A 22,549-nucleotide genomic window follows, 5' to 3' on the forward strand; every position below is an offset into this window, starting at 1 on the left:
CCGCGCACGACGCGGGTCCCGCGCAGCCGGGCCGGCCGGCCGGGGCCGGCTGATCCACGCACCTCGACGGCTCCCCGAAGCGGGGGCCCGGAAGAACTCCCATCCCTCCAGGAAGGCACGCACATGGCCGACACCGCCGATCACAAGACCGACCGCCGCCGCCGCAAGGTACGGCTGCTGCCGCCGCCCGCGTGGTGGCCGCTGCCCGTCGCCGCCGTGCTGGGGCTGGCCGCCGGCGGGGCCTACGGGGTGCTCAAGGCACCCGAGTACGCCGCCACCAGCTACATCGTCGCCGTCCCGGACGACACCACCGAGCCCGCCACCGCCCTCGGCTTCGCCCAGGCGTACGCGCGCATCGCCACCAGCAGCTCCACCCTCGCGTACGCCCAGCCCCGCGCGGGCCTCAGCGTCCGCCGGCTCCGTACGCAGGTGCGCGCCGAGGCCTCCCCCGAGTCGCCGATGATCGCCATCACGGGGACGTCGAAGAGCCCGACCGCAGCCGCCGAGATCGCCAACGCCGTTGCCGACGCCCTCTCGCTGAGCAGCAATCAGGCCGCCAAGAGCACCGGCGTCCATTTGCTGATGTTCAACCAGGCCGTCGCGCCGAGCGACCCGGCATCGCCGTCCGCCCCCATCAGCGGGGCCGTCGGGCTGTGCGCCGGCGGGCTGCTGGGCGGGCTGTGGATGCTGGCCCGGCCCGGCCGTACCCGGCGCCCCGAGGAACAGCCCGTCGTCGAGGAATACGCCTCGCTGCCCGCCCAGGGCGACCACGTCGAGACCATGGAGAAGGAGTCGATGCGATGACCACGGGCTCCACCGGGGCCCTGTCGGTGACGCTGTGCCGCGACCCCCGGCAGTTCGCCGCGCTGGAAGAGCCGTGGAACCGGCTCTTCCGGGCCTGCCCCACCGCAACCCCCTTCCAGAGCCACGCCTGGCTGCACTCCTGGTGGCTCTCGTACGGCCGGGACGGGCGGCTGCGGATCGTGCTGGTGCGGCGCGGCGAGGAGCTCGTCGGCGCGTGCGCGCTGATGCTCGTCCACCGGCCGCTGCCGCTCCTGGTGCCGCTCGGCGGCGGCATCACCGACTACTTCGACGTCCTGGTGGCCGCCGAGCACGCCGACCAGGTCGTCCCGGCTCTGGCCCACGGCCTGCACCGGGCTGCCCGCGGCGCGGTCGTCGACCTGCGCGAGGTACGGCCCGGGGCCTCCGTCGAGGCACTGTACGGACAGTGGCCGGGGGTCACCAGCACGCTCACCGACTCCACCTGCATGGAGCTGCCCGCGCTGCCGTTCGACGAGCTGGTCAAGCGGATGCCGGCCTCCGGGGCCCAGCGGGTCCGGGCGAAGCTGCGCAAGACCGACGCGGCCGGGATCGAGGAGCGGGAGGTCACCGAGCAGGAAGTGCCGCGCGCCGTACGGACGCTGCTGCGGCTCCACGAGAAGCAGTGGCGCGGCCGCGGGGTGACCCCGGAGCACCTGAGGCCCCGCTTCGCCGAGCACCTGACCCGTGCCACCCGGCGGATGGTGCGGGTCGGCGAGGGCCGGCTGACGGAGTTCCGGCTGGACGGGAAGGTGGTGGCCGCCAACGTCACGCTGCTGTCGGGGGCGTTGAGCGGCGGCTACCTCTACGGGGCCGACCCGGACCTGCGGACCCGGAAGGTGGACGTGGCCACGCTGCTGCTGCGCTACGAGGCGGGCCGCGCCCTGGCGGAGGGCCGCCCGGTGGTGAGCTTCCTGCGCGGCAACGAGCCGTACAAGAACCACTGGCGGCCCGAGACGGTCGTCAACCAGCGCTTCCTGCTGGCCAGGACGGCGCTCGCGCCCCTGCTCCACCTGCACGAATCGCAGGTGGCGGGGCGCGAGCGGGCGGTGGACGCGCTGCGCGAGGCCCTGCCGGCCGCGAGGGACTGGCGGGCGCGGCTCAACGAGCTGCGGGTCCGATGACGGGTCTACCGGGGCCAGAAGCCGGAGTCCTTGCCCCAGTCGATCTTGATGCAGGCCGACTGCTTGCCGACCAGCTCGGAGAGCCACTCGCCGAAGTTGACCGGCACGCACCACTGCGTGCTGTTGACGGGCGGCTCGACCGGTTCGGGCTTCGGCACGACCGGACTCGGGGCCGGGGCCGGGACGGGCCCCGGGACCGGCACGGGGTCCGGACCCGTGCCCGGGCCCACCGGGGTCTCGGGCGACGGGGCCGCCGGCGAGCGCACGGGCTCGGGCGCCGGCTCGGGGGCGCGGCTCTCGGGCGCCGGAACCTGAGGCCTCGGCGCGACCGGGGTCGGGACCACCGGCGTCGGGATCACGGGACCGGTCCGCTCGGGCGCGAGTGCCGCGCGGAAGGCCTTCGCGGCCCGGGGGTTCTGCTTGCACTGCCACACGCCGTGCGGGCAGTAGTCGGTGATGGTGTGGTAGAGCGGCCTGTGCTGCTCGATCCACTTCAGCATGCGCTGGACGTACTCCGGGTTGTCCCCGTACCGGAACAGCCCCCACTCCGGGTACGAGATTGGTTTGCCGTGCGCTTCCGCGAAATCGACGTGCTGCTTGAGCCCGTACGGCTGGCTGACCATCTCGTCGAAGGTCCGGCCGGGAGCCTGGTCGTACGAATCCATGCCGATGATGTCGACCACGTCGTCACCCGGGTAGCACTTGGTCCAGCCGATCGCGTCCGTTCCGCGATTGGGGGCGAAATCGAACTTGAACTCCTGGCCGGGAACGGAACGCATCGTGTTGACGATGCGCCTCCAGTACGCCTTCCAGTTCTCCGGGTCCGGCGCACACCGGTGGGTGTACGTGGCGCCGTTCATCTCCCAGCCGAGCACGATCACCGTGTCCGGAACGCCCAGTTCCACCAGTCGTTCGGCGAGCTTCCCGAAGTGCCGGTCGAACTCGCCCTTCGCGCCCGCACGGATCAGCCGGGCCACCTGGTCGTCGGGGACCCGGTCCTCGTTGCGCTCCTGCATGGGCACGTTCAGGACGAAGAGCCGGTCCGCCCCGGCCCGGCGCCACCTGGCCCAGTCCTCCAGGAAGCCGGGGTCTTCGATGGGGGCCCAGCGCTCCCCGGGCAGATAGGTGTGGCCGACCCGGATCTCCTTGCCGCCCAGCCAGCGCGACAGGTTCGGGATCCGGGCGACTCCGCTCGGACCGGAGTCGAGGAAGGCTCCCACGGCGATGTCGGAGCCCCTGGGCTGCTCCTTCTCCGGAGCCGCGAGCGCGGCCCCGGTGGCGAGCAGTCCGACCGTGACCGTACCGATGCAGGTGCTCGCCAGTCGGCGGTGTGGTCTGGGCATGGCGTCTCCCGAACTCTCCTGAATCGGTGTGCTTGTCAAAGACGTTAGGCGTCACATCTGACGAACGGCCTGTCCGGTGACCGCTGCCTAGGCCATTCGCAACTGCGTATCCTCCCAGCTTGGTCCGACTAGGTGAAAGACACCGTTCCCATGCACGCGTTCGACAGCCATGTGCCCGCTGTAGTGCTCAGACTCGATCGGAATCCGTTCCACCACGGAACCCTCGGCGCCGTCAGATCCCTTGGGCGCAGGGGCGTGGAGGTCCATGCCGTCGTCGAGGCCGGGGGAGGTCCCATGGGGCGCTCGCGCTACCTGCGCGCCGTGCATCCGGGGCCGGCCGGAGGGCTCGACCCCGAGGCTCCGGAGACGCTGCTGGAGTGCCTCGTCGGGGTGTCCGAGCGGATCGGCGGCCCGGCCGTGCTCGTCGCGATGGACGACCTGAGCGCCATCGCCGTCGCACGGATCGCGCCGATGCTCCACGGGCGGTTCCGGATCCCCCATCAGCCCGACGGGCTGCCGGCCCGGGTGGCGGACAAGGCGGAGCTGTCGCGGCTGTGCGCGCGCTGGAACATCCCGCACCCGGAGACCGTGATCGCGGCGAGCGGGACCGAGGCGGCCGAGGCCGCGTGGCGCCTGGGCCTGCCCGTGGTGGCCAAGTGGAGCCGGCCGTGGCTGCTGCCCGCGGGCGGCGGACTGCGCAGCACCACCCTCGTGCACACCGCCGCCGAGGCGCGCCGGCTGTACGAGCGCACGGACGAGGCCGGGAGCCGGCTGCTGCTCCAGCGGTTCCTGCCGGCCGGGACGGACACCGACTGGTTCTTCCACGGCGCCTTCACCCGGGGCGGGCATCCGCTGCTCGCGGGGTCGGGCCGCAAGGAGCTGTCGTGGCCGGTGCGGACGGGGCTGACGGCGGTGGGGCGCTGGCTGCCGGATCCGGCGGTGGAGGAGGCGGGGCTGCGGATCGCCGAACGACTGGGCTACCAGGGGATCCTGGACCTGGACTTCCGCCGGGACGAGAGCGGCTGTTTCCGGCTGGTGGACTTCAACCCCCGGCCCGGCGCGCAGTTCCGGCTGTTCACGGACGCGGGCGGGCTGGACGTGGTCCAGGCGATGTACCTGGATCTGACGGGGCAGCGGGTCCCGGAGCCCTCGGGCGGGCCGGGCCGGGTGTTCGTCGCGGAGAACTACGCCCTGCTGGCGGCGGTCCGCGAGCGCAGGCTCCCCGAGTGGTCGGCGGCCCGCACGCCGCTCCCGTCCCCCTCGGCACCCGGCCACGGCGACTCCGCCCCCGGGGCGGGGAGCGCGGACGGCCGCCGCCTGGACCGCGTACCCGCCCCGGCGCGGGCCGAGACCGCCCTGCCCTCGCGGAACCGGGCCGGGGACGGCGGGCCGGGGCCGGTCCGGGTGGCGCCGCGGGGGGACCGGGGCCGGGTGGAGGCGGCCTGGTTCGCCGCCGACGACCCGATGCCGTTCCTCGCGATGCTCGCCGCGTTCCTGGGCAGGGGCGCGGGGAAGGGCGCGCGCGCCCTGCGCGGTTTCCCGGCGCACGGCCGCCGCACGGCCCGCGCCGTGGTCCGCGCTCCGCGCCAGCGTGCCCGTGACCTGACCCCGTCGGCGCCTGCCGAACCGGACGAACTGGTGACCCGATGACGCCCCGCCCCCCGCCCCCGTCCGGGTCCCCGCCCGCGGCCCGGCAGCCCCGGCTGCGGGGGTCCGTGGTGCGTACCACCGGAGGCAGCGGCAGGAATGCGGGGCCCGTAAGACTGGAGAGACAGCGGTGACGCGGATGGACGATCTCGTCGTGGTCGGCGCCGGGCCGTACGGGCTGTCGATCGCCGCGCACGCAGCGGCGGCCGGGCTCGGCGTACGGGTGCTCGGGCGGCCCATGGCCTCGTGGCGGGACCACATGCCCGAGGGCATGTACCTGAAGTCGGAGCCCTGGTCCTCCAACCTGTCCGCGCCCGGCGGCCGGCACACCCTCGCCGCGTACTGCGCGACCCGCGGACTGGCGGCCGAGCACGGCAGCCCGCTCCCGATCGGCACGTTCAGCTCGTACGGGCTGTGGTTCGCCCGGAACGCGGTGCCCGAGGCGGAGGAGGTGACGGTCACCGAGGTCAGCCCGCAGGGCGACGGCTTCCTGGTCCGCACGGCCGAGGGGCCGCCCCTGCTCGCCCGCACGGTCGCGCTGGCCGTCGGGGTGATGCCGTTCGTCCATATCCCCGAGGCGCTGCGGGACCTGCCCCCCGGGCACTGCTCGCACAGCACCGGCCACTGCGACCTGACCCGGTTCGCGGGCCGGGAGGTCGCCGTGATCGGAGCCGGGCAGGCCGCCCTGGAGACCGCCGCCCTGCTGGCCGAGAACGGGGCACGGCCCTGCCTCGTCGCCCGCCGGTCCCGGCTGAACTGGAACACCGTGCCCCAGCCGCTGGAGCGCCCGGCCCTGCGCGCCCTGCGTGATCCGCACAGCGGCCTCGGCACCGGCTGGCGCAGCTGGGTGTGGTCGGAGCTGCCCTGGGCGGTGCGCCGGCTGCCCGCGCCGACCCGGGAGCGGATCGTGGCGACCGCGCTCGGCCCGGCCGGGGCCTGGTGGCTGAGGGACCGCTTCGAGCGGAGCGTCCCGGTGCTGCTGGGGCACCGGCTGCACCGGGCGGTGGCGGCGGGCGGGCGGACCCGGCTGGGGCTGACCACCGCGGCCGGGGAGTCCGTCGTACTGGACGTCGCGCACGTCGTCGCGGCCACCGGGTTCACCCCGCACCTGGCGCGGCTGGACCTGCTGGACGCCCGGCTGCGGGCCGCCCTCGACACCGTCGGGGACGGCGGCACGCCGGAGCTGAGCGCCGGGTTCGAGTCCTCGTGGCCCGGGCTGTTCTTCGCAGGGCTGGTGACCGCTCCCTCATTCGGCCCTTCCATGCGATTCGTGCACGGTGCGGGCTTCACGGCGGGGAGACTGGTCAGAGGAGTCCGCAAGCGCCTCGGCACCCGGGGCAGGCCGGCGGGCCCCACCGGGACCGTGCGGCCCGACCGGGCCGGTGCCGGGCATCCGAAGACGTCTCTGCGGTGAGGTGGAGAGGGGTCCGCGATGAGTGCGGAGCAGCGAGCACAGGGCCGTGGCTGGGTGCGCATTCCCGCCAGCCGGAAGGAGCAGCCCGCCGCGGCCAGGACCGCCTCGCCGTACGCGCCTGACGCGTACGCCCCTCCCGCGTACGCCCCTCCCGCGTACGCGCCTCCCGCGTATGCGGCACCGGACCAGTCGACGATCTATCTCTCCCTCGTCAAGAGCTGGCAGGAGGCCGGGCGCACCCTCCCGGGGCATCCTGACGAGGAGTGGGAGCGGTTGATCTCCCAGCCGTGCTGGCCCGGCCGTTAGGTGGTGTGTCTGTTGGCAGCGGCGGAGCGCGACAGATCCGAGCAGGGCCGCCGGGACCCTGCGACCGGGCCCGGGGAGCGGCTCGCGCTGAACGGCATGGGCAGCTTCGAATGGGACCTGGCTGCCGGGACGCTGACACTGGACGAGTCCGGGCTCGTGGTCTTCGACCTGGAGCGTGCGGAGTTCGACGACACGCCGGACGGGCTGGGGCTGCGGATCCCGGCCGACGACAACGCGCGGCTGTCGGATGCCATGCAGGCCGCGCTGGAGGGCGGCGGGGAGACGTACGGGTCGTACTTCACGGTGCAGCGGCGCGACAGTGTCGACCAGTGGACGCACATGCAGGGCCGGATCCTGCGCGATGCCGACGGGCAGGCGATGCGGATCGTCGGGATCGTGCGGGACGCGACGGCCGAGCTCGCGCACGCCACCGTGCTGCGGAAGCTGGAGTCGGCGCGGGCCCAGCAGGCCACGATCGTGCAGCGGACGACGGAAGCCCTGTCGCGGGCGGTGACGGTCGACGACGTCACGGCCACACTGACCGGCGCGGGGGCGCTGGAGCGGCTGGGCGCGGACGGGCTGGCCCTCGGGCTGGTCGAGAACGAAGCCATCAAGATCATCGCGTTGAGCGGGGAGTCCCTGGAGATCCTCAGCGAGCGGCGGTTCACCCGGCTGGACGGCTCTCTGCCGCTGTCGCAGGCGGTGCTCAGCCGCAAGCCGCGGTTCGTCACCTCCCTCACCGAGCTGGCGGGCGAGTTCCCGCTGCTCGCGGACTACCTGCGCCGGATCCGGTTCGACGCCGCCGCCTATCTGCCGCTGATCGCGCAGGCCAAGGCCATCGGCGGGCTCGTGCTGTTCTACCGGCGGCGCACCGAGTTCAGCCCGGAGGAACGCAACCTGTGCCTGGGCCTGGCCGGCATCGTCGCGCAGTCCCTCCAGCGGGCGCTCCTGTTCGACCAGGAGCGGGAGTTCGCCACGGGCCTGCAGGCCTCGATGCTGCCGCGCCGGATCCCGGAGATCAGCGGCGGGGAGATCGCGGTGCGCTACCACTCCGCGTGGAGCGGCCGGGAGGTCGGCGGGGACTGGTACGACGTGATCGCGCTGCCCCGTGACCGGGTCGGCATCGTGGTGGGCGACGTCCAGGGCCACGACACGCACGCGGCGGCGATCATGGGCCAGCTGCGGATCGCGCTGCGGGCGTACGCGGGGGAGGGCCATCCGCCGTCCACCGTCCTGGCCCGGGCCTCGCGCTTCCTGGCCGAGCTGGACACCGAACGCTTCGCGACCTGCATGTACGCCCAGGTGGACCTGGAGACCGGCGGAGTACGGGCGGTCCGCGCGGGCCATCTCGGGCCGCTGATCCGGCACACGGACGGGCGTACGGGATGGCCCAACGTGCGCGGCGGCCTGCCGCTCGGGCTGGCCTCGGTCTTCGAACAGGAGGACTTCCCCGAGACCCGGCTCGACCTGGTCCCCGGGGAGACGCTGGTGCTGTGCACCGACGGTCTGGTCGAGGAGCCCGGTACGGCCATCACCCAGGGCATGGAGGCCCTCGCCCACGCCGTGCGCAGCGGGCCGCAGGAGGCGGGGGCGCTCGCCGACCACCTCTCGGACCGGCTCTGGGAGCGCTGGGGCTCCGGGGACGACGTGGCCCTGCTGGTGCTGCGGCGGGCCCCCGACCCGGGCACCCACCGGGCCCCGCGGATCCACCAGTACATCCACCAAGCGGACCCGGAGGGCCTCTCGGAGGCCCGCTACGCCCTGCGCCAGGCCCTGCGTGACTGGGGCGTGCCCGAGCTCGCCGACGACGTGGAGCTGGCGGCCGGGGAACTGCTGGTCAACGCCCTGCTGCACACGGACGGCGGGGCGGTGCTGACCATGGAGGTGCTGCCGGAGCCGGTGCGGCGGATCCGGCTGTGGGTGAAGGACCGCTCCAGCGTCTGGCCGCGCCGGCGCACCCCGGGCGAGGCCGCCACCACCGGGCGCGGGCTGCTGCTGGTGGACGCGCTGGCCACGCACTGGGGAGTGGAGTCCCGCGGCGACGGCAAGGCCGTGTGGTGCGAGTTCGACGTCGCGGGCAGCATGCGCAGCATGGGGTGACCGCATGGTCACGCCGAGTTGCGGGATGTCGGGGGCGGAGTGATGATGCGGTCCATGGAACGGACGACTCCATGCGAAACGGTCCCGCCGTGCACCGGCTGAACAAGCGGCCGGGCAAGGGCGCCACGACCGCTCTTCTCGCGCTCCTGCTGGCCGTCGGGGTTCCGGCGGCCGTGAACCGGGCGACGGGGCGCCCGCATGCGGATCCCGGTTGCCGGACCGTCGCGTTCATGTCGATGACCGGCGTGGCGCCCGCCTGCCGGTAGCGGCGGCCACCGGCCACGGGCCGGGTCAGCGCTTCGTCTGCTCCAGCACGACGTCCCGCTCCGCCTGTGCCAGGTAGGACACGCGCAGCGTCATCCCGGAGTGCAGGCTCGCCGACTGGAGCCGGGCCTCGACCCCGGCCGGGCCCGGGTGCACGCCGGGGGCCTGGCGCAGCGAGCCGGTCAGGGACCAGTCGTGCTCCGCCCCGTCGCAGACGGCCTCCTCGCCGCCGAAGCCCAGACGGGTCCCGTCCTGCGCGAGGGTGACCTGGATCTGCACCCCGCGGGGTGACGAGGGTGCGCACGCGTAGGTCCCGGAAAGGGTGACGTGGCCGTCGTCGGAGATGTGACCGAATTTCTGTACGGAAATCTCGTTGCCGTGGGCACGGGCGCCGGCCGGCGTGGCGAATACGGCGGCAGCGGCCAGTGCGGAAAGCACCGGCACGGCCAGTCGGCGGGTGGAAACTCGCATGAATCCTCCAGTGGGGGGTGGGTCGGCGCAAAAACTCCGAAACGCATTGTGCTGGCAGATGGCGGGCAACTCGTGCCGCACGCTCGTGTCGGTGTGTGCAATTGCCCGCTCGGGCGCGTGAAACTGACCGGAATACGTCCCCGAAGGTCCCCGAAGGGATCGCGCATGCGTCAGTCCGCTTCCGTCCTCGCCGCCGCTCTCCTGCCCTTCCTGCTGTTCGGTGCCACGGCCTGCTCCGGCACCCCGGAAGGGGCTGCGCTCGCCCCTGCCGCGGCGCCCGCCGTCCCGGTGGACGACGGCGCGCCGGGGGCCGTCGGGGGTCCGGCGGCCGCGGCCCCGGGGGTTGTCCGGGCAGCCTCGAAGGATGCCCATGTGGGCGACTCCGTACGGGTGCACGGCCGCCAGGTGGGCCGGCACCTCCAGGCCGTGCTGAACGCGTACGTCGACCCCGCGGTCAGCGTCGAGGAGGACTACGTCCCGCCCGCGGGCAAGCGCTGGGTGGCCGCCTCGATGTCGTTCGTCAACATCGGCGGGGACTCGTACGGGCCCCTCGGGCGCATGTGGGCGTACGACACCGCGGGCGGGCGCCACCCGGTGGTGCCGAGCGGTGAACTGACCACCGGCAAACCACTCGTCTTCGATTCCCTTGCAGTCGGTAAGCAGGCAGACGGATGGGTGGTGTTCGAAGTCCCGGAAAAGGTGCGCATTGTGCGTCTCCGATACGAGGACGCGAACATGCAGGCGAATTCCGGAGAGGGATTCTGGACGGTGTAGCCCGCCCGGGTGAAAGGCCGTGAAAGGCTCGGGCGGGAGACCACTAAGGTGCGGCGCATGACTTCAACTCAAGCCGAGATCGACCGGTCCCTGCTCGGCACCCTTTCGGTGCTCGCCTGGATCGGCGACCCCTCCGAGGGCCACGACATCCCGTACCTGCTCGCCTACAGCGTCGGCGACGGACCGCAGGGGCGGGCGGCCGGCGAGGCGGCCGCCCGCGGGCTGCTGGAGGAGATCGGCCTGCCCATCGGCGACGTGGTCATGGACGGCACCCGCAACCCGGCCGCCTTCCCGGTGCAGATCGTGCTCGCGGGCGACCAGCTCGCGCTGACCCTGCCGGGTCTGAACGCGACCTGCACGGCCCCCGAGGAGTGGGTCGCCGCGGCGAACGAGAGCGGCCAGGCCTACTTCCTGTTCGCCACCCGCGCCTGGCCGGAGGCCGTCCCGGGCATGCCGGTCGCCCCGGAGACCCTCCAGGAGTTCGCGGGGGACGAGGCCGTGCTCACGGGCAGCGCCCACTGCGTGCTCGCGGTGCGGCGCATCCAGTAGCCGCCGCGACCGGGGCGTGCCGCTGCCGCCCCGATCCGCCGGCTCCCCCCGCTCCGGCCGCCGGGCCCCCAGCCTGCCCGGTGGCCGGTTCCGCGTGCCGGGGCCGTGCGGAGTGCGGAGCGCTGGGCCTCAACGCCGCTCGAAGGCGAAGCGCAGCGAGCGGACCCGGTTGTCGAAGTTCGACCCCGCCAGGTCCGGCAGCCCCACCGCCCGCAGCCCGACCGGCCGGGTCAGCAGCTCGCGGAACAGGGCCTTCATCTCGACCCGGGCCAGGTGCGCGCCCAGGCAGAAGTGCGGGCCGCCGCCGCCGAAGCCCAGGTGCGGGTTGGGCGAGCGGGTGATGTCGAAGGCGTCGGGGTCGGGGAAGACCGCCTCGTCGCGGTTGGCGGACGCGTAGTAGAGCACCACCTTGTCGCCGGGCCGGAACGGATGCCCGCCCAGGGTGTGTTCGGCGGCCACCGTCCGGCGGAACTGGATGATCGGCGTCGAGTGGCGGATCATCTCGTCCACCGCACCGTCCGCGTACGTCTCGAAGTCGCCGAGAAGCAGGTCGCGTTGTGCGGGGTGGTCGGTCAGCAGGGTCAGCCCGTGGGTGATCGCGTTGCGGGTGGTCTCCACCCCGGCCACCATCAGCAGCGAGAAGAACGCGCCGAGCTGACGGGCTCCCAGTGCCTGTTCGCCCGCCGCCCCGTTGACGTTCGCGCAGACCAGCGCCGAGATCAGGTCGTCGGTGGGGTTCTTGCGCCGCTCCCGGCCGATGCCCGCGACCATCCGCTGCATCCGGGCCAGGGCCCGCAGCCCGCGCCCGGGCATCCGCAGCCGCGAGGTCAGGCGCCGCTCGACGCCGATGTTCTCCGAGGCGTGGTTGACCCGGTCGGCGATCTCGGCACGGTAGCGCTCCGGGATGCCCATCATGTTGCAGATGACTTCGAGCGGCAGCCGTGAGGCCACGGCGGAGACGAACTCGTCGGGCCCGTCCGCCAGTACGTCGTCCACGATCCGCGCGGCCACCGCGTGGATGTCCTCCTCGGCCGCCGCCAGCAGCCGCGGGGTGAAGGCCCGCTGCACGATCTTGCGCAGCTGGGCGTGGTCCGCGCCGTCCAGGTTGACCATCGAGTCCCCGAACAGCGCCCGCACCCAGCGGGCCGGCTCGGGTGTGGTCACGCCGGGCGCGCTGGCGAACACCTTGGGGAGCCGGCTCGCCTCCTGCACGTCCGCGTGCCGGACCAGGGCCCAGTGCCCGCGGCCCTTTCCCTCGGGCACGTAGACCGGGGAGTCCAGTGCCCGCAGCCGGGCGAACGCGGCGAGCCGCGCGGCAGGGGGCTGCTGCCAGAACGCCGGGTCGGCGAGTTCCCCGTACTCCGCCACCGCCGAGCCCGTGTCTGCGTACCGCTGAACCGGGAACTTCATCGTTTCTTCTTCCTGTCGCCGGCGCGCTCGCCGTGGCCGCCGCGGCCGTCGCCGCCCGCCGTCCTCACGCACCAGAACGCTCCCGGTCGGCCAAGGTCACGCCCACCGCGACGGTCGCCGCGGCGACAAGCCCGGCCCACAGCACCGCCTGCGCGCCGGTCCATGCGCACGCGAGGATCGCCGCCGCCGAGAGCGGAAGCACCAGTTGCTGGGCCGTACCGTGCTTGAAGTGGCGGGAGTGCAGCAGCCAGACGAAGGCCAGGAACAGCGCCGCCGGCACGGTCACCGCGAGGTTGGCGGAGAGCACCGGGATGTGGGCCTGGCCGACCGCGTGTTCGATCGCCACTTCGATGCCGGCCCCGATGGCCGCGGCCGACGCGAAGATCACGAAGTGCCCGTACCCCCACGGAATGGCCTCGCGATTGCTCGTGAGCCGGTCGTGCACGGGGACGGCGAAGTAGATCCACCAGGCCGCGAAGACCAGCAGCAGCCCGCCGGCCGCGATCGGCAGCAGCTCGCCCAGCGCCTCGTGCTCGTCGATCGCCGACTGGACCGCGACCGTGCTGGCGGCGACGCTCTCGCCGAGCACGATGATGGTGAACAGTCCGTACCGCTCGGCGATGTGGTGCGGATGCCACTGGGTCTGGTAGCTGCGCTCGGCGATGAGCGGAACCAGCAGCTCCGCGATCACCAGCACGAGGAACAGCCATCTGCGGGAGTGCTCGGGGGCCGCGAGCAGCGCCACCCAGCCCGCCTGGCAGATCACCAGCCCCGCCGCGTACGTGAGCGCGCAGCGCCGGGCCGGCCCTTGCACGCCGGCGGCGGCGCGCAGCCACTGCACGGTGAGCGCGAGCCGCATCACCACGTAACCGGTGACGGCGATGGTCCAGTCGTTGTCGTTGAACGCGCGCGGGATCCCGGCCGAGTAGATGAGCACGCCCGAGATCTGCACCAGCGTCGCGATCCGGTAGGGCACGTCGTCGACGTCGTAGGCGGAGGCGAACCAGGTGAAGTTCATCCAGGCCCACCACACGCCGAAGAACACGAAGAGGTATCCGGAGATGCCGGCGGCGACACGGCCCTCGGCGAGCGCGTGGACCAGCTGCCTGCCGGCCTGCGCCACCGCGACGACGAAGCAGAGGTCGAAGAACAGCTCCAGCGGGGTCGAGGCCCGGTGGCCCTCTTCCCGGCTGCGGGAGGTCATCGATACGTACGTCATACCGCCCAGGACAGCAGCCGTACGCCGGCCGGCGGACGAGGCGCGCGGCCGGCGGGCCACGCGGCAGGGAACTTCGGGGCGGCGGGGCCGGCGGCCGTCCGAGCCCTCACCCGCACGGCCTACCCGCAGTCAGGTCATAACGGGCCTGATGGGTGCAGACCGCCTAGCGTGGTGCTGTGTCCGAGCCCCCGGAAGTCCTCGCCGCAGAGCCGCCGCCCCCGCCCGTGCCTGCGCGTCCGGCCCGGCCGCCCACGGCGGGGACCCTCCTGCCGGCCGGGCGGTCCGTCACCGCACGGGCCACTCTGGCCGGCACGGCCGTCTCGCTCCTGCTGGTCGCCGCGATCGTGCTCGGAAGCCGGCTCCTGAGGGACTTCGACTCCGCGCTGCTGCCGTACGCCGTGGCCACCGTCTTCCTCGCCTTCGGCGTGGCCTACCGGTACACGGTCTGGGTCTCCGCGCCCGGGGCCCGGAGACTGTTCAAGAAGGGGTTCGCCAGCTTCTTCTCCGCCGCCAACTTCCGCAAGGCCCCCACCGCCGTCCCCCGGATGATCGCCACTTATCTCGGCCTGCAGAAGTTCCTGGGCGCCCGCTCGCGCTCCCGCTGGGCGGCCCACCAGCTCGTCTTCTGGGGCTGCCTGCTGGCCGCCGCCATCACCTTCCCGCTGACCTGGGGCTGGTTCACCTTCACCTCGGCCACCGGCTCGGGCCCCGGCTACGAGATGCGGATCTGGGGCTTCGAGGTCCTCGGTTTCGACGCGCTCGGTCCCCTGGGCCGGCTGATGTTCCACGGCCTGGACATCGCCGCCCTGCTCGTCATCCCCGGGGCCTCGTACTTCCTGTGGCGGCGGATGAAGGACCGCGGGGCCATCACCGGCCAGCGCTTCGCCTACGACCTGCTGCCGCTGATCTGCCTCATCGTGATCTCGGTGACGGGGCTGCTGCTGAGCTTCTCGTCGGTCTTCCTGCACGGCGGCGGCTACGGGTTCCTGGCGCTCGCGCACATGGTGGCGGTCGTGTTCACCCTCGTCTACATCCCGTTCGGGAAGTTCTTCCACATCGTCCAGCGGCCCGCCGCCGTCGGCATGCAGCTGTTCAAGTACACGGCCCGCCAGGACGAGCAGGTCTTCGCGTGCAGGCGCTGCGGCGAACCCGTCGACACCGCCCCGTACGTGGAGAACCTGCGCGGCACGATGCAGGACCTCGACCTCGACTTCAACGCCTTCGTCGAGTACTGCCCGCGCTGCAAGCGGATGCTGCGCGGCAACGCCTACCTCGCGCACGTCAAGAAGGGCTTCAAGTGACCGCGACGGACCCCGCCAAGCCGGACCCGCTGCCCCTCGACCCGTCCATCGCCCCGCCCGGCACCCGCAACTTCCGCGACGCGGGCGGCATCCCGGCCGACCGGTGGCACGCCGACCAGGAGGGCGAGACCCTCGTCCCCACCCACTGCTGCTTCTGCGGGGTGCAGTGCGGCATGTACCTGCGGGTGGACCGCGGCGGCAAGGTCTTCGGCGTGGAGCCCCGCAACCACGACATCAACCGGATGAGGCTGTGCCCCAAGGGCATCAACGCCTACCAGCAGGTCAACCATCCCGACCGGCTCACCGCGCCGCTGATGCGCCGCTCCCGGGACGAGGAGCTGCGGGAGTGCTCCTGGGACGAGGCCCTGGACTTCACCGTCTCCGAGATCCGCCGCATCCAGGGGCAGTACGGCAACGACGCCTTCGGGCTGCTCGGCGGCGCCAGCCTGTTCTCCGAGAAGACCTACCTGGTCGGCAAGTTCGCCCGGGTCGCCCTGAAGACCAGGCACGTCGACTACAACGGCCGCCTGTGCATGGTCAGCGCCGCCGGGGCCAACAAGCTCGCCTTCGGCATCGACCGGGCCGGCAACCCCTTCTCCGACATCCTCCTCACCGACTGCCTGCTCATCGCCGGGTCGAACGTGGGGGAGTGCTTCCCCGTGATGACCCAGTACCTGTGGGGCGCACGGGACCGGGGCGCCGTGCTGATCGTGGTCGACCCGCGCGAGACGGCCGTCGCCCGCACCGCCGACATCCACGTAGCGCTGCGGCCCGGCACCGACTCCGCCTTCTTCAACGCCGTCCTGCACGTGGTCGTCGCCGAGGGCCTGGCCGACGAGGCCTACCTCGCCGCCCACACCACGGGCTGGAAGGAGGTCGAAGCGGCCGTCCGGGAGTACCCGCCTGCCCGCTCGGCCGGGATCTGCGGAGTCCCCGCCGAGCAGATCGTCCAGGTCGCCCGGGCCTTCGCCGGCGCGGACAAGGCCATGGCCTGGCACGCCCGCGGCATCGAACACCATTCCCAGGGCGTCGAGAACTGCCTTTCCGTCATCAACCTGTGCGTCGCCACCGGCAACATCGGCAAGCCCGGCGCCGGCTACGGCACCATCACCGGCCAGGGCAACGGCCAGGGCGGCCGCGAACACGGCCAGAAGTCCGACCTCCTCCCCGGCGGCCGCTCCATCACCAATCCCGAGCACCGGGCGCAGATCTGCCGGATCTGGGGCATCGAGGAATCCGAACTCCCCGCCGCCGGAACCTCCATGATGGAGATGGTCTGGCAGATGCAGCGGCGGGAGATCCGCGGCCTCATCGGCATCTGCAACAACCCCTTCGTCTCCCTCCCCCACTACGCGGTGGTCAAGGACGGCTACGACACCGCCGAGTTCCACGCCCAGTTCGACTTCTTCCTCTCCGAGACCGCGGCCAATGCCCACGTGGTCTTCCCCGTCACCACCTGGGCCGAGGACGAGGGCGTGATGGCCAACGCCGAGGCGCGCGTGGTCAAGCACAACAAGGCCCAGGAGCCCCCGGCCGGAGTGCGCACCGACACCTGGGTCATCTGCGAGCTCGCCCGGCGCCTCGGCGCCGGCCGGCACTTCGAGTTCCCCGGCTCCCGCGAGGTGTTCGAGGAGCTGCGGGTCGCCTCCGCCGGCACGGTCAACGACTACTACGGCATCACCTACGACCGGCTGGAGCAGACCGGCGGCATCGCCTGGCCCTGCCCCTCCACCGAGCACCCGGGCACACCCCGGCTGTTCGAGGACGGCCGGACCTACCACCCCGACGGAAAGATCCACCTGCAGGTCGTGGAGTGGCATCCGCCCACGGAGGCCTACACCGACGAGTTCCCCCTCTCCCTCACCACCGGCCGCACCGTCGCGCACTACCTCTCCGGCAACCAGACCCGCCGCCTCGGCGGCCTCGTCGAGCAGACCCCGCGCCCCTGGGTGGAGGTCCACCCCGTGCACGGCTTCAGGAACGGCGATCCGGTCCGGGTGGTGACCCGCCGCGGCAGCGAGGTCTTCCCGGCCCTGGTCACCGAGGCCATCCGCCCCGACACCGTCTTCGTCCCGTACCACTGGCCCGTACCGACGGCCGCGAACGCCCTCACCCTCGACGCCCTCGACCCCCGCTCGAAGATCCCGGAGTACAAGGTCTGCGCCGCCCGGATCGAGGCCGCCGAACGGGTCGACGAGGTGCCCGCGCCGCCCATGCCCCCGGGCCGTGTGGCCTACCCGCAGACCCAGGTCTCCCGCACCGACCGCCTGCCGCCCACGTCCCCCCAGGGCCGTGGCACGGCGGAGAGGAGCTGACCGGAGCCATGATGGGCCGAACCATCTTCATCGACCCGGGGCGCTGCATCGGCTGCCAGGCCTGTGTCTCCGCCTGCCGCGAATGCGACTCGCACCGCGGCAAATCGATGATCCACCTGGACTACACCGAGCCCGGGACGTCCGTCGCCTCCCTTCCGACCGTCTGCATGCACTGTGAGGACCCGCTCGCGCCCTGCGCCGAGGTCTGCCCCGCCGACGCGATCCTGGTGACCGCCGACGGCGTGGTGCAGCAGGCCGACACCACCCGCTGCATCGGCTGCGCCAACTGCGTCAACGCCTGCCCCTTCGGAGTCCCGAAGATCGACCTCCAGGCGAAGCTCCAGATGAAGTGCAACCTCTGCTACGACCGCACCGCCCACGGCCTGGCCCCGATGTGCGCCACCGTCTGTCCGACCGGCGCCCTCTTCTACGGAACGCTCGAAGAGCTCCGGGCCGAGCGGCCCGGTGTCGAGGTCGCCGACTCCTTCGCCTTCGGCGACGTGGTGGTCAGCACCGGCGTGGCGATGGTCGTGCCGGCCGACAAGGTCCAGTGGCCCGTCCCCGGCGGCCTCCCCGTCGTCGAGATCAACGGAGTTGATGTCCGGTGAGCCTCACCGAACCGCCCGCTGCGGCTCCCGGGCCGGATCCGGACTCCGCACCCGACGAGGCCGCCCGGTATCTGCGTGACCGGATCAGCGCCGACTCCCTCACCACGCGCCGCGACTACCTCCGGATCGTGGCCACCGTCTCCGGAGGCCTCGCCGTCGGCGGTGTGGGCGTCGCCTCCGGCATCCTGCACCGGCACGGCGACAGCGACACGCTGCCCGAGCCCAAGAAGGTCGCCGACCGGCTGGCGCCCGGCGAGTCCGTGGCCTTCCGCTTCCCCGGGGACGAGGACCGGGCCCTGGCGGTGCGGCTGCCGGACCGCTCCCTCGTCGGCTACTCCGCCGTCTGCACCCACCTGGCCTGCGCCGTGCTGTGGCGCGAGGACCGGGGCGCCGACGGGGAGCTGTACTGCCCCTGCCACGAGGGCGTCTTCGACGCGCGCACCGGTGAGGTGACCGCGGGCCCGCCGCCGCGCCCGCTCCCCAGGGTCATCCTGACCGAGGACACCGACGGCAGTGTCTGGGCCGTCGCGACCGCCAGGCCGGGAGAGCCGACGAGGGAAGCGCTGTGCCGGCAGATCGGCACGTCCCTCCCCGAGACGGCCGGCAGACTCGGCTGCCCCGGTGCGGACCGCGCCACCGAGAGCAGGCGCACATGAGCGACGCGCAGCCGCCTCCGCTCCCGGACCGCGGACCGGGCGGCGACCGGCCGCGCCTGAACCGGCCGGTGCGGGAGCGGTATCCGCAGATCCGCCCCACCAGCGGCTACGGAGACCCGCGGATCCGGCACACGGGCCCCGGTCCCGGCGCCGGCACCGAACAGGAGCCGGAGCGGTCCTCGAAGCTGGGTGCCCGTCTGGCCCTGGCCCTCACCGTCGTGGTCGGACAGCTCTGGGCGCTCACGGTGACCGTCAACGAGTGGATGCAGGGCGACACCGGCACGGCCTGGTGGGGGGCGGGATTCCTGATCATGTCCTTCCTCGTCGTGCTGGGACTGTGGTCCCTCGACCCGAAGGACCGGTGACCGTGTCCACACCCACGCCCACCCGGTCCCCGCTGCGCTCGCACCGCCGGCCGCAGTCCGGGCCGGGAGCGGCCGTACCCTGGAGGCATGAGCACCACCCCCGCCTCCGGCCCGCAGCCTTCGCAGCCCTCGCAGTCCGGGTCCCTGCCCGAGGCCGCTCCCGCGGCGAGGCCCAAGCCCCGCCTCGTCTTCGACGACCCGCTGGACCAGCAGTCCTCGGACGACACCGACCGCGGGTGGGGCGAGCGGCCGCCCGCCGGCGGGAGCGCCGCCGACTTGGCCCGCTTCCTCGACGAGAAGCCGCCGCACCACCTCTGACCTGCTAGTACCCCGAACCCGGTCGCCCGGGGTAGCCGCCCTGGCCGCCGTAACCGCCTTGGCCGCCGTACCCGCCCGCACCACCCTGACCGCCCTGACCGTTCTGGGCACGCTGGGCGACCAGCTCGTCCCGGATCTCCTTGAGGACCACCAGCTCGGTGATCTCCATGGTCTCCTGGACGCCCTCCTTGGCCCGGCGGCGCTGCTCCATCCTGGCGAGGTACTTGGACATCGGAAGCACCATCAGGAAGTAGACGACCGCGGCCGTGATCAGGAAGGTCAGTGCGGCATTCAGCACCGACCCCCAGAGGATGTTGACGCCGATGGCCTCCCCCTTCGCGTCGACGCCGCACGGGCCCTTCAGGCAGGACGTGTAGCCGTCCAGGCTCTTCGTGCCGACGGCGCCCACGAGCGGGCTGATGATCCCCTTCACCACCGAGTTCACGATGTTCGTGAACGCGGCACCGATGACGACCGCCACCGCCAGGTCGACCACGTTTCCGCGCATCAGGAAGGCCTTGAAGCCCGCCAGCACGCTCTCCTTCTTCTTCTCGCTCACCACTGTGCCTCTCTTCGAATCCGCCAGACATGGAGCCAACGGTTCCGAAAGCTACGGCAGTCCGGTCGCGGCGTGTCCAACCGGGCGCCGACTTGTGGTGACTTGACTGTGCCCCGGTCCGATTCAGCACAACGTCACCGCCAGCCGTGCCACAGCGCCCGCCCCCACGAGATCCCGCGCGGTGTCCCGGGGCACCGACAGGACCACCAGCGCCCCGCCGTCCCCGACACCCTTCCCCGGATCGGGCACTTCGACCACCCGGGCCCCCGCGGCCACCACGCGCGGCGGGCCGGCGCGCTCCGCCGCGACCACGTCCACCCGGTTTCCGGGCCGCAGCAGCCGCACCGTCGCCGCGTCCGCGATGCGCACCGGCGCCGACACCCACCGCACGGCCGCAGGCGGCGGTTTCACCTCCGGCGGTGCGGCGGCTCCCCGGGAAGCCTGAGCCTCCGTCCCGCCCACCACCGCCAGCGCGGCCGCCAGCACCGCCAGCCCGGCCGACGCGGCCCGCCGCCGACGCCGAACGGCACGGCGCAGCCGGTCCCCGCCCCGGCCGACGCGCAGCGGGGGGAAGGCCGGTACCGGGCGCGCGGGGGGACATGTGGAAGGGGCGGAGGGGAGAGAGGCGCACGAGGTGATGGACGTGGACACGGACATCGACGTGGACATGGGCTTGGACATGGCGGCCACCACCATCGGGTCGGGTTCCGGTGCCCGGGCCAGTGCCCGGACACCCCTCACGATCCGCCGCCCCGCGAAATCCCGCTCGCACCTGTGGACGATCCCCAGCCTGTGGATAATCTCGTCACCCACAGGAGTGAGGGCCCGTCAGGCTCCGGCGTCGCCCTCGCGCAGGACCAGGGTCAGCAGCCCGGGGAAGCGCGCGTCGAACTCCGTGCGACGCAGCCGGTTGACGCGCCCCCGGCCCTGGTCGCGCTGTTCGAGCAGCCCCGATGCGCGCAGCACGGCGAAGTGGTGGCTGAGGGCGGCCTTGCCCACCGGCACGTCGAACGTCCCGCAGCTGCGCTCCCAGTCGGCCGCGCCTGCGAGTTCCCGTACGAGGCGAAGCCGCACCGGGTCGGCGAGCGCGGCGAGCGCGGCCTGGACGGGCACGTCGTCGGGGTGGGTGTGCTCGGGTTCGGCCCGGTGTCCCATTGCGGTTCCTCCCTGGATCCCGGTGCGGCCCTGCGGCCTGCGCCCCTTGCGCATTGTTCGATGAGGACCGTACAGTCGCGCCACCGAAGTGTTCGCTTTTCGTTGAACAGTCTAGCCGGGGGTAACAGTCGTGCGCGCAATCGAGTTCCGGGAATTCGGCGGACCCGAGGTCCTCCACATCGCCGAGGTCCCCGTACCGCAGCCCGGCCGGGGCGAGGTGAGCGTCGACGTCGCCTACGCCGGAGTCAACTTCGCCGATGTCCTGGCCCGGGCCGACGGATACCGGGTCCCGGCCCTGCCCTTCCGCCCCGGCCTGGAGATCTCCGGCCGGATCCGGGCCGTCGGTCCCGGGGTCCAGGGCCTGCGCCCGGGCCAGGAGGTCACCGCCCTCACCTCGCACAGCGGCTACGCCGAGGTCGCCGTGGCCCCCGCCGCGACCGTCTTCGCGCTCCCCGAGGGCATCTCCCTGCGCACCGCCGCCACCCTGCCGACCGTCCTGCCGACAGTACAGGGGCTCCTGCACGAGGTCGGCCGGCTGCGCGCCGGGGAGACCGTACTCGTCCAGAGCGCGGCGGGCGGCGTCGGAACCGTCGCAGGCCAGGTCGCCCGGCTCGCCGGAGCGAGCGCCGTCTACGGCGTCGTGTCCCGCCCCGAGAAGGCGGAGGAAGCCCTCAAGTACGGCTACGACGAGGTGTTCGTCGGCGACGGGTTCACCGAGGGCGTGCGCCGCGCCACGGGCGGCCGGGGAGTCGACCTCGCCCTCGACCCCGTCGGCGGCGACACCTTCCGCCGCAGCCTGGACTCCCTTGCCCGTTTCGGCCGCCTCGTCGCCTTCGGCAACGCCGGCGGAGCCGCGCCCTGGCAGATCGGCCAGTCCGAGCTCAACCCGCGCGGACTCTCCGTCGCGGGCTTCTCCGTCCTCACCCTCGCCAAGGACGACCCCGGGGCGCTGCGCACCCTCGCCGCCGACTCCTTCCGGCTCGCCGCGAGCGGCAAGGTCGAGGTGCCGGTCAGTGCCGAGTTCCCCCTCGACCGGGCCGCCGAGGCGCACCGGCTGATGACCGCCCGCACCACCACTGGCAAGCTGCTGCTCCGGGTCGCGGGGGAGTGAGTGCCGGGGCGGCTACCGGCCGTCCCGTACCCGCCGCAGCGCGGCCACCGGGTCGGCGGCCCGCGTCACCGACCGGCCCACCACGACATGCGAGGCCCCGGCGGCGAGGGCGGCCTGCGCCGTCCCGGCCCGGGCGCCGTGCCCGCCCGCCTCCCCGCCCGGCAGGGTCACGCCCGGCGTGACGATCAGCGGCCGCGGCCCCAGTACGCCGCGCAGCGCCCCGGCCTCCCGCGGCGAGGCGATGACCCCGTGGCACCCCGCGCCCATCGCGAGCCGGGCCAGCCGCAGCACCTGCTCGTCGGTCGTCGCGCCGATGCCGATGTCGGCGAGGTCGCTCCCGGTCATGCTCGTGACCACCGTCAGCGCGAGCACCCGCAGCCCCGGGAACTCCCGGGCCGCGTCCACCGCCGCGGCCATGATCCCCGTACCGCCCATGGCGTGCACGGTCACCATGGACGCGCCCAGCGCGCCCGCGGCGCGCACGGCGCCGGCCACGGAGTCCGGGATCTCGAAGAGCTTCAGGTCGAGGAAGACCTCCTTCCCCCGCCCGACGAGCTCCTCGACGAGGCCGGGCCCGGCGGCGGTGAGGAGCTCCAGCCCGATCTTGTAGTGGCCGCACGCATCCCCGAGCCGCGCGACGAGCGCCTCGGCGTCCGCGCGCCCGTCGAAATCGAGGGCGACGATCGCCCGGCTGTCGTTGATCACCCGGCCATTGTGCGGT

At 73.2% G+C, this 22,549-nt stretch carries 24 protein-coding genes; 16 read left to right on the forward strand and 8 right to left on the reverse strand.

The genetic code is table 11. The features are described from left to right. Positions 1-123: 123 nt before the first annotated feature. On the forward strand, positions 124-804 hold the full coding sequence (locus tag ABTY04_RS08405) for a YveK family protein (RefSeq protein WP_352212550.1): 681 nt from the start codon (positions 124-126) through the stop codon (positions 802-804). Next, a complete protein-coding gene (locus tag ABTY04_RS08410) occupies positions 801-1,943 on the forward strand; it encodes a GNAT family N-acetyltransferase (protein WP_352212551.1) in 1,143 nt (380 codons plus the stop codon). The genes ABTY04_RS08405 and ABTY04_RS08410 overlap by 4 nt, the downstream gene beginning before the upstream one ends. A gap of 5 nt (positions 1,944-1,948) precedes the next feature. Here the strand turns inward: ABTY04_RS08410 and ABTY04_RS08415 are convergent, their stop codons facing one another. Beyond that, entirely contained in the window at positions 1,949-3,286 is a 1,338-nt protein-coding gene (locus ABTY04_RS08415) for a glycoside hydrolase family 26 protein (protein WP_352212552.1), read from the reverse strand. Between the two features lie 294 nt (positions 3,287-3,580). Here ABTY04_RS08415 and ABTY04_RS08420 point away from each other — a divergent pair, with 294 nt between their 5' ends. The 5 genes from ABTY04_RS08420 (at position 3,581) to ABTY04_RS08440 (ending at position 9,019) form a co-directional block, all read left to right on the forward strand. Further along, positions 3,581-4,936, forward strand: a complete 1,356-nt coding sequence (locus ABTY04_RS08420) for a carboxylate--amine ligase (protein WP_352212553.1) — start codon at positions 3,581-3,583, stop codon at positions 4,934-4,936. Positions 4,937-5,072: 136 nt separating this feature from the next. Continuing rightward, a complete protein-coding gene (locus tag ABTY04_RS08425; RefSeq protein ID WP_352212554.1) occupies positions 5,073-6,347 on the forward strand; it encodes an NAD(P)-binding domain-containing protein in 1,275 nt (424 codons plus the stop codon). 18 nt (positions 6,348-6,365) lie between these two features. Next, entirely contained in the window at positions 6,366-6,653 is a 288-nt protein-coding gene (locus ABTY04_RS08430) for a hypothetical protein (protein ID WP_352212555.1), read from the forward strand. Positions 6,654-6,665: 12 nt separating this feature from the next. After that, on the forward strand, positions 6,666-8,753 hold the full coding sequence (locus ABTY04_RS08435) for a SpoIIE family protein phosphatase (RefSeq protein WP_352212556.1): 2,088 nt from the start codon (positions 6,666-6,668) through the stop codon (positions 8,751-8,753). A 71-nt stretch (positions 8,754-8,824) separates the two neighbouring features. After that, positions 8,825-9,019 carry a hypothetical protein gene (locus ABTY04_RS08440; protein WP_352212557.1) on the forward strand — a complete coding sequence of 65 codons (195 nt, stop codon included), beginning with the start codon at positions 8,825-8,827 and terminating at the stop codon, positions 9,017-9,019. 25 nt (positions 9,020-9,044) lie between these two features. Here ABTY04_RS08440 and ABTY04_RS08445 read toward each other — a convergent pair whose 3' ends face one another. Continuing rightward, entirely contained in the window at positions 9,045-9,488 is a 444-nt protein-coding gene (locus ABTY04_RS08445) for a DUF6299 family protein (RefSeq protein WP_352212558.1), read from the reverse strand. Positions 9,489-9,653: 165 nt separating this feature from the next. Between ABTY04_RS08445 and ABTY04_RS08450 the strand changes: the two genes are divergently transcribed. Beyond that, the gene (locus ABTY04_RS08450) at positions 9,654-10,262 is read left to right on the forward strand and encodes a DUF4352 domain-containing protein (RefSeq protein WP_352212559.1); all 609 of its coding nucleotides are present in this window, start codon (positions 9,654-9,656) and stop codon (positions 10,260-10,262) included. 57 nt (positions 10,263-10,319) lie between these two features. Then, a complete protein-coding gene (locus tag ABTY04_RS08455) occupies positions 10,320-10,811 on the forward strand; it encodes a DUF5949 family protein (protein ID WP_352212560.1) in 492 nt (163 codons plus the stop codon). 129 nt (positions 10,812-10,940) lie between these two features. Here the strand turns inward: ABTY04_RS08455 and ABTY04_RS08460 are convergent, their stop codons facing one another. Both ABTY04_RS08460 and ABTY04_RS08465 read right to left on the reverse strand, forming a co-directional pair. Beyond that, positions 10,941-12,221: a cytochrome P450 gene (locus ABTY04_RS08460; protein ID WP_352212561.1), complete on the reverse strand. Its 1,281-nt coding sequence runs from the start codon at positions 12,219-12,221 to the stop codon at positions 10,941-10,943. Positions 12,222-12,285: 64 nt separating this feature from the next. After that, positions 12,286-13,440, reverse strand: a complete 1,155-nt coding sequence (locus ABTY04_RS08465; protein ID WP_352212562.1) for a low temperature requirement protein A — start codon at positions 13,438-13,440, stop codon at positions 12,286-12,288. A 176-nt stretch (positions 13,441-13,616) separates the two neighbouring features. On the opposite strand from ABTY04_RS08465, the gene ABTY04_RS08470 reads away from it, so the two are divergent. From ABTY04_RS08470 to ABTY04_RS08495, 6 genes are all read left to right on the forward strand, one after another. Continuing rightward, complete coding sequence (locus ABTY04_RS08470; RefSeq protein WP_502996582.1) at positions 13,617-14,741, forward strand: MFS transporter; 1,125 nt, start codon at positions 13,617-13,619, stop codon at positions 14,739-14,741. Further along, positions 14,738-17,056 (forward strand): molybdopterin oxidoreductase family protein, encoded by a 2,319-nt coding sequence (locus ABTY04_RS08475; RefSeq protein WP_352212563.1) that lies wholly within the window; start codon positions 14,738-14,740, stop codon positions 17,054-17,056. The genes ABTY04_RS08470 and ABTY04_RS08475 overlap by 4 nt, the downstream gene beginning before the upstream one ends. An 8-nt stretch (positions 17,057-17,064) precedes the next feature. Further along, positions 17,065-17,664, forward strand: coding sequence for a 4Fe-4S dicluster domain-containing protein (locus tag ABTY04_RS08480; protein WP_352212564.1), 600 nt, complete (start codon positions 17,065-17,067; stop codon positions 17,662-17,664). After that, a complete protein-coding gene (locus ABTY04_RS08485) occupies positions 17,661-18,320 on the forward strand; it encodes a QcrA and Rieske domain-containing protein (RefSeq protein WP_352212565.1) in 660 nt (219 codons plus the stop codon). Before ABTY04_RS08480 ends, ABTY04_RS08485 begins: the two co-directional genes overlap by 4 nt. Then, complete coding sequence (locus tag ABTY04_RS08490; RefSeq protein ID WP_352212566.1) at positions 18,317-18,685, forward strand: DUF6755 family protein; 369 nt, start codon at positions 18,317-18,319, stop codon at positions 18,683-18,685. Before ABTY04_RS08485 ends, ABTY04_RS08490 begins: the two co-directional genes overlap by 4 nt. A gap of 87 nt (positions 18,686-18,772) precedes the next feature. Continuing rightward, positions 18,773-19,003: a hypothetical protein gene (locus ABTY04_RS08495; protein WP_352212567.1), complete on the forward strand. Its 231-nt coding sequence runs from the start codon at positions 18,773-18,775 to the stop codon at positions 19,001-19,003. A 4-nt stretch (positions 19,004-19,007) separates the two neighbouring features. Here ABTY04_RS08495 and mscL read toward each other — a convergent pair whose 3' ends face one another. From mscL to ABTY04_RS08510, 3 genes are all read right to left on the reverse strand, one after another. Continuing rightward, the gene (gene mscL / locus ABTY04_RS08500; RefSeq protein ID WP_352212568.1) at positions 19,008-19,562 is read right to left on the reverse strand and encodes a large conductance mechanosensitive channel protein MscL; all 555 of its coding nucleotides are present in this window, start codon (positions 19,560-19,562) and stop codon (positions 19,008-19,010) included. Between the two features lie 123 nt (positions 19,563-19,685). After that, complete coding sequence (locus tag ABTY04_RS08505; protein WP_502996583.1) at positions 19,686-20,243, reverse strand: hypothetical protein; 558 nt, start codon at positions 20,241-20,243, stop codon at positions 19,686-19,688. Between the two features lie 147 nt (positions 20,244-20,390). Further along, positions 20,391-20,717, reverse strand: coding sequence for an ArsR/SmtB family transcription factor (locus ABTY04_RS08510; protein ID WP_352212569.1), 327 nt, complete (start codon positions 20,715-20,717; stop codon positions 20,391-20,393). Positions 20,718-20,847: 130 nt separating this feature from the next. Here ABTY04_RS08510 and ABTY04_RS08515 point away from each other — a divergent pair, with 130 nt between their 5' ends. Beyond that, a complete protein-coding gene (locus tag ABTY04_RS08515; protein ID WP_352212570.1) occupies positions 20,848-21,828 on the forward strand; it encodes a quinone oxidoreductase family protein in 981 nt (326 codons plus the stop codon). A 12-nt stretch (positions 21,829-21,840) separates the two neighbouring features. On the opposite strand, the gene pyrF is transcribed toward ABTY04_RS08515, so the two are convergent. Further along, positions 21,841-22,533, reverse strand: coding sequence for an orotidine-5'-phosphate decarboxylase (gene pyrF / locus ABTY04_RS08520; RefSeq protein WP_352212571.1), 693 nt, complete (start codon positions 22,531-22,533; stop codon positions 21,841-21,843). Between the last annotated feature and the right edge of the window lie 16 nt (positions 22,534-22,549).

Origin of the sequence: Streptomyces sp. NPDC097981, from assembly GCF_040302565.1 — a bacterium.
Classification (GTDB): domain Bacteria; phylum Actinomycetota; class Actinomycetes; order Streptomycetales; family Streptomycetaceae; genus Streptomyces.

Bases quoted from the DNA above. Each gene is read 5' to 3' on its own strand.
- ABTY04_RS08405 (WP_352212550.1), top strand. From the start codon at position 124: ATGGCCGACACCGCCGATCACAAGACCGACCGCCGCCGCCGCAAGGTA.
- ABTY04_RS08410 (WP_352212551.1), top strand. From the start codon at position 801: ATGACCACGGGCTCCACCGGGGCCCTGTCGGTGACGCTGTGCCGCGAC.
- ABTY04_RS08415 (WP_352212552.1), bottom strand. From the start codon at position 3,286: ATGCCCAGACCACACCGCCGACTGGCGAGCACCTGCATCGGTACGGTC.
- ABTY04_RS08420 (WP_352212553.1), top strand. From the start codon at position 3,581: ATGGGGCGCTCGCGCTACCTGCGCGCCGTGCATCCGGGGCCGGCCGGA.
- ABTY04_RS08425 (WP_352212554.1), top strand. From the start codon at position 5,073: ATGGACGATCTCGTCGTGGTCGGCGCCGGGCCGTACGGGCTGTCGATC.
- ABTY04_RS08430 (WP_352212555.1), top strand. From the start codon at position 6,366: ATGAGTGCGGAGCAGCGAGCACAGGGCCGTGGCTGGGTGCGCATTCCC.
- ABTY04_RS08440 (WP_352212557.1), top strand. From the start codon at position 8,825: ATGCGAAACGGTCCCGCCGTGCACCGGCTGAACAAGCGGCCGGGCAAG.
- ABTY04_RS08445 (WP_352212558.1), bottom strand. From the start codon at position 9,488: ATGCGAGTTTCCACCCGCCGACTGGCCGTGCCGGTGCTTTCCGCACTG.
- ABTY04_RS08450 (WP_352212559.1), top strand. From the start codon at position 9,654: ATGCGTCAGTCCGCTTCCGTCCTCGCCGCCGCTCTCCTGCCCTTCCTG.
- ABTY04_RS08455 (WP_352212560.1), top strand. From the start codon at position 10,320: ATGACTTCAACTCAAGCCGAGATCGACCGGTCCCTGCTCGGCACCCTT.
- ABTY04_RS08460 (WP_352212561.1), bottom strand. From the start codon at position 12,221: ATGAAGTTCCCGGTTCAGCGGTACGCAGACACGGGCTCGGCGGTGGCG.
- ABTY04_RS08465 (WP_352212562.1), bottom strand. From the start codon at position 13,440: ATGACGTACGTATCGATGACCTCCCGCAGCCGGGAAGAGGGCCACCGG.
- ABTY04_RS08480 (WP_352212564.1), top strand. From the start codon at position 17,065: ATGATGGGCCGAACCATCTTCATCGACCCGGGGCGCTGCATCGGCTGC.
- ABTY04_RS08490 (WP_352212566.1), top strand. From the start codon at position 18,317: ATGAGCGACGCGCAGCCGCCTCCGCTCCCGGACCGCGGACCGGGCGGC.
- ABTY04_RS08495 (WP_352212567.1), top strand. From the start codon at position 18,773: ATGAGCACCACCCCCGCCTCCGGCCCGCAGCCTTCGCAGCCCTCGCAG.
- ABTY04_RS08505 (WP_502996583.1), bottom strand. From the start codon at position 20,243: ATGTCCAAGCCCATGTCCACGTCGATGTCCGTGTCCACGTCCATCACC.
- ABTY04_RS08510 (WP_352212569.1), bottom strand. From the start codon at position 20,717: ATGGGACACCGGGCCGAACCCGAGCACACCCACCCCGACGACGTGCCC.